This is a genomic window from Streptomyces sp. GC420 (assembly GCF_009916105.1).
Classification (GTDB): domain Bacteria; phylum Actinomycetota; class Actinomycetes; order Streptomycetales; family Streptomycetaceae; genus Streptomyces.
In genome coordinates, this window is the sequence record NZ_JAAAXQ010000497.1 from 1 (window position 1) to 4,829 (window position 4,829).

At 72.9% G+C, this 4,829-nt stretch carries 7 protein-coding genes; 4 read left to right on the forward strand and 3 right to left on the reverse strand.

Going from position 1 to position 4,829, the window contains the following annotated elements:
- Nucleotides 1–123 precede the first annotated feature (123 nt).
- Genes GUY61_RS34795 through GUY61_RS34805 form a run of 3 tightly spaced genes read right to left on the reverse strand, consistent with a single transcriptional unit; the run spans nt 124 to nt 2,169 of the window.
- Nucleotides 124–1,041, reverse strand: coding sequence for an aminoglycoside phosphotransferase family protein (locus GUY61_RS34795; RefSeq protein ID WP_166634319.1), 918 nt, complete (start codon nt 1,039–1,041; stop codon nt 124–126).
- Between the two features lie 37 nt (nt 1,042–1,078).
- Nucleotides 1,079–1,540 carry a ferritin-like domain-containing protein gene (locus tag GUY61_RS34800; RefSeq protein ID WP_166634320.1) on the reverse strand — a complete coding sequence of 154 codons (462 nt, stop codon included), beginning with the start codon at nt 1,538–1,540 and terminating at the stop codon, nt 1,079–1,081.
- Nucleotides 1,537–2,169: a hypothetical protein gene (locus GUY61_RS34805; protein ID WP_208106832.1), complete on the reverse strand. Its 633-nt coding sequence runs from the start codon at nt 2,167–2,169 to the stop codon at nt 1,537–1,539. The genes GUY61_RS34800 and GUY61_RS34805 overlap by 4 nt, the downstream gene beginning before the upstream one ends.
- Nucleotides 2,170–2,479: 310 nt before the next feature.
- Here GUY61_RS34805 and rimP point away from each other — a divergent pair, with 310 nt between their 5' ends.
- From rimP to GUY61_RS34825, 4 genes are all read left to right on the forward strand, one after another.
- Nucleotides 2,480–2,977, forward strand: coding sequence for a ribosome maturation factor RimP (rimP, locus tag GUY61_RS34810; protein ID WP_166634322.1), 498 nt, complete (start codon nt 2,480–2,482; stop codon nt 2,975–2,977).
- A 2-nt stretch (nt 2,978–2,979) separates the two neighbouring features.
- Nucleotides 2,980–3,975: a transcription termination factor NusA gene (nusA, locus tag GUY61_RS34815; RefSeq protein WP_166634323.1), complete on the forward strand. Its 996-nt coding sequence runs from the start codon at nt 2,980–2,982 to the stop codon at nt 3,973–3,975.
- A gap of 187 nt (nt 3,976–4,162) precedes the next feature.
- Nucleotides 4,163–4,447 carry a YlxR family protein gene (locus tag GUY61_RS34820; protein WP_166634325.1) on the forward strand — a complete coding sequence of 95 codons (285 nt, stop codon included), beginning with the start codon at nt 4,163–4,165 and terminating at the stop codon, nt 4,445–4,447.
- A 150-nt stretch (nt 4,448–4,597) separates the two neighbouring features.
- Nucleotides 4,598–4,829, forward strand: a 232-nt coding sequence (locus tag GUY61_RS34825; RefSeq protein WP_166634324.1) for a translation initiation factor IF-2 N-terminal domain-containing protein, incomplete at its 3' end; no start/stop codon positions are given.

Here is a 4,829-nt window from a genome sequence, read left to right on the forward strand (position 1 = left end):
AGGACGGCCTCTACTGGCACTCGGTATCAGCGGAGCCAGCAACTCCCACTCAGCATCGGTCAGTTCATGACGACGGATCACGGAAACATGATCCACCATCGAACGATCTTTTGAAGACGGACCCTAGAGCCAGCCGGCGAATTCCAGGAGGATCTCCGCGTCCTGGCGGTGGCCCGCACGGTGGGCGCGGAGGGCGGATTCGACGGCGCGGAAGAGGGACCAGCCGCGCAGGCGGTCACGGTCCAGGTCGAGGGAGTCCGCGAGGCGCGAGACGCGGCGGCGGGCCGTCCCGGGACCGGAGCTGGAGGCGACCAGGTCCTCGATGCGGTCGCGGGTGAGGCGGGCCAGGTCGTAGGCCCGCTCACCCACGACGGGATCGGGACCCACCGCCAGCCAGGGTGAGCGCTCGCCCGCCAGCACCTTGCCCTGGCGGAAGGAACCGTGCAGCAGGAGCCGCTCGGGCGGGTCGGCGACCAGTTCGTCGCGGGCCGCGACGGCCGACTCGACGAGTGGCCGCGCCAGTTCGTCGGCCGCCGACCGCAAGCTCTCCGCCTGGCGGGCCGTGCGGTCGGCGACCGACTCGAAGGGGTGCCCCGCGGGCGGTTCCACCCAGAGCCTGCGGATCGTGCCCGCCGCCTCCAGGAGGGCCTTCGCGTCGGGCAGGGACCGCAGCGACACCTCCGGCTGGAGCCGTTCCAGCAGCAGACCGCCGTCCTCGCGGCTGCCCGCCGGATCCTCGAGCAGCCGTACGGCGCCCCAGCCGTCCCAGTGCGCCAGCGCCGCGGCCTCCAGGTCGGGGCGGGCGGCGGGCGGGGCCAGTTTCAGCGCGGCCGGTGTGCCGTCCGCGGTCCGTACGAGCAGGACGAGGCCGCTGCGCCCGCCGGGCGTCTGGACACGCTCGGCGGTGAGGCCGCGCCGGGCGACGGCCTCGCCCGCGGTGGCGCCGAGCCCGGCGAGCCAGCCCTCCGCCGACTCCCCATGCGTCTCGGCCAGCGCCCTGACCAGGCGCTGGGGAGGTTCGAACGGGGAGGTGCCTGCCATGCTCGGAACACACCTTTCGCGTTTCCTCAGGCGGCCGCTACAGGTCGCCCGCCGTGGTGGTCGACGGGCTCGGGGAGGCGGAGGCGCGCTCCGGGAGCCCTGGGAAGGCTACGCTCTCGCCGCGCCAGCGCACCGCACGCACGGCCGCCTCGCGCAGCGCGCCCGCCGCGTCCCGGCGCCGCTCGCCCCGCGAGGCCCGTACGAGGTCGGCGTACACGGCGGCCACCCGGTCCTCCAGCTCCGCGGCCAGCCGCACGGCGGCGGCGGAGTCCGGCACGGGGAACGGCAGGGCGTAGGCGGCGGCCGATGCCTCCGGCTCCCCGCCCAGGTCGCGCACGGTCCGCTGGAGCGCGTCCCGCCGAGCCCGGTGCGCGTCGTACGCCTCGCGCGCCTGGTCCCTGCGGTCGGCGTCGATGCGGCCGCCGACCACCCCGTAGCCGTACACGGCGGCGTGCTCGGCACGCAGTGCCGCCTGGACGGCGGTCAGGGCCGCGCTCATCGACCGCTCCCGGACAGCAGGAAGGCGTGTGCGGCCCCGGCGGCCACCACCGAGGCCAGCACCCGGGCCAGCTCCGCGGGCGCCCCCAGCAGGGCCTCGCCGCGTTCGTCGGCCAGTGCCCGCTCGGCGGCGGCCAGTTCCGAGAGCGCGTCCCGCTCGGACGCGGGCACGGGCGGCACCACAGACCCGGCCGGGGCCGTTGTGGCCGCTGTCGGGGCACCGTGTGCGCCGGGACCCGGGGCGGTGCCCGAGGCCGAGGCGGACGGCGAGCCGGAGGACGAGGGCGAGGCTGAGGGCGAGGGCGAGGGCGAGGGCGAGGGCGAGGCGCCGCCGAAGACCGCCGCGTGCCGTGCCGTCTCCGCACGCAGCGGCCCCAGCCGCCCTGAGAGATCCGGGTGCGCCGTCAGCGTGGCGTCGTAGCGCTCCAGCAGCCGTTCGCTGCCGCGGGCGGCCGCGGCCCGCAGCCGGTCGGTGGCGGAGAGGCGCTCGGGCTTCGCGGCGACCCCGGAGGGCGGGGCCCCCGAGCAGCCCGCCGACAGCGCGGTGCCGGCGGCGACCGCGGTCAGCAGGGTTCTTCTGCGAAGGCCGCGGCGTGCGCGCGGCGGGGGGAGGTCGGGCACGGCGGACATCCTCGTGGCGGTGTGGGAGGTACGACGGACGGGTGTGGCGGAGGGCCTGATCACCGTACCTTCGGGCGGTGTTCGCACATCGGCGCGGCTCGTGCGACGAGCAAGGAGTACCCCGCGCGCGCCCCCGCGCACCAGCCCGTTCCGCTCCCGTTCCGGGCACGGCCCGGTCCTCGCCCGCCCCCGGCGCGTTCCCGTTCCGCTTCCCGGCCGCCTCCCGGCCCGGGGACGGCAACACCCCCCGGGACCGGATACCCTTTGACCTGACACGCGACCTTCCCACAACAGCACACGCGGCCGAGGAGTCACCCGGATGAGCACCACCCAGAGCGAGAGGCTGCGCGGACTGCTCGAACCGCTCGTCCTCTCCAAGGAGCTCGATCTCGAAGAGATCGAAGTGACCCCGGTCGGACGGAAGCGCGTGCTCCGCATCATCGTGGACTCGGACGAGGGCGTACTGCTCGACGCCTGCGCCGACCTCAGCCGCGAGATTTCCGACAAGCTCGACGAGACCGACGCCATGGGCCCGGGGGAGTACACCCTGGAGGTCTCCTCGCCCGGCGCCGACCGCCCGCTGACCCGCCACCGCCACTACGTCAGGGCGACCGGACGGCTCGTCAGGGCGCAGCTGAGGGAGGGCGGCGACCTGGTCGCCCGGATCGTCGGTGTCGACGACGACGGCCTCGACCTCGAAGTGCCCGGAGTGAAGGGCCGCAAGCCCACGTCCCGCCGCCTCGCCTTCGACGAGATCGCCAAGGCACGCGTGGAGATCGAGTTCAGCCGCAAGGACAAGAAGGAAGAGGAGGCGTAGCGATGGACATCGACATGAGTGCCCTGCGGGGCTTGGTACGGGAGAAGGAGATCTCCTTCGACCTGCTGGTCGAAGCGATCGAGTCGGCCCTCCTCATCGCCTACCACCGCACCGAGGGGAGCCGTCGCCAGGCTCGCGTCGAACTGGACCGCGCCAACGGTCATGTGACGGTCTGGGCGAAGGAGGACCCCGCCGATCTGGAGGAGGGCCAGGAGCCCCGCGAGTTCGACGACACACCGTCCGGCTTCGGGCGGATCGCGGCGACCACGGCCAAGCAGGTCATCCTGCAGCGGCTGCGGGACGCCGAGGAGGAGGTCACCTTCGGCGAGTACGCCGGCCGGGAGGGTGATGTCGTCACCGGTGTGGTGCAGCAGGGCAAGGACCCCAAGAACGTGCTGGTCGACATCGGCCGGCTGGAGGCCATCCTGCCGGTGCAGGAGCAGGTGCCGGGCGAGGAGTACACGCACGGCCTGCGTCTGCGGTCCTACGTCGTCCGGGTGGCGAAGGGCGTGCGCGGCCCGTCCGTGACGCTCTCGCGCACGCACCCCAACCTGGTGAAGAAGCTGTTCGCGCTCGAGGTCCCGGAGATCGCGGACGGCTCGGTGGAGATCGCCGCCATCGCCCGCGAGGCCGGTCACCGCACCAAGATCGCCGTACGGTCCACCCGTCCGGGTCTGAACGCCAAGGGTGCCTGCATCGGCCCGATGGGCGGCCGGGTGCGCAATGTGATGGCCGAACTGCACGGTGAGAAGATCGACATCGTGGACTGGTCGGACGATCCGGCGGAGATGGTCGCCAACGCCCTGTCGCCCGCGCGGGTGAGCAAGGTCGAGGTGGTCGACCAGGCGTCCCGCTCGGCGCGTGTCACCGTTCCGGACTACCAGCTGTCGCTGGCGATCGGCAAGGAGGGCCAGAACGCCCGCCTCGCCGCGCGGCTGACCGGCTGGCGCATCGACATCAGGCCCGACACCGAGCAGGTGCCGCAGGGCCAGGGCTGACGCCGGCCGGCACCGGCCGGGAGCGACGCCGGTCGCGGGCACACGCGACCGGCCCGCAGGGGCGGAACGGCGCCGTCCGGGAATAGATCCGGACGGCGGCGCGCTGAGATCACGACAGAATCATCCGTAGTGCTGTTCGAATATTGCCCCGCAGGGGTGAGGACGGCGAGGAGAGGTAGACTTGATTGTGTCTGGCCGGACGCCCACCCGAGCCTGCCCCGAGCGCACCTGCGTGGGGTGTCGGGAGCGAGCGGCCAAGGACGATCTGCTGCGCATCGTGGCGGTCGGTGGCGCCTGCGCCCCCGATCCTCGCGGTACGCTGCCCGGCCGGGGTGCGTATGTGCACCCCGCCCCGGTCTGTCTCGACCTGGCGATCCGCCGCCGGGCGTTCCCGAGGGCCCTCAGGGCCCAGGGGGCACTCGAAACCGCGGACCTTCGCCGATACGTCGAGAGGCAACCGGTAACACCGTAGGAAGCACGGCACGGCAACCCCGCCGTGCACGACAGGTACCTCGCGAGTCGGAAGTAGGTCGAGATTGCGATGAGCACTCGATGAGTACGCGATGAGTACGCCCATGAAGTAGCGACGGTCCGGCGGCAACCCGGACCTAAAAGGAGCGAAGTGGCTAAGGTCCGGGTATACGAACTCGCCAAGGAGTTCGGCGTGGAGAGCAAGGCTGTCATGGCCAAGCTCCAAGAACTCGGTGAATTCGTCCGTTCGGCGTCTTCGACGATCGAGGCGCCCGTAGTACGCAAACTGACCGACGCTTTCCAGCAGGGCAACGGCTCCGGCCGTGCTTCTGGCAAGCCCGCGGCGCCGCGCAAGGCTGCGCCCGCCGCCCCCAGGCCCACAC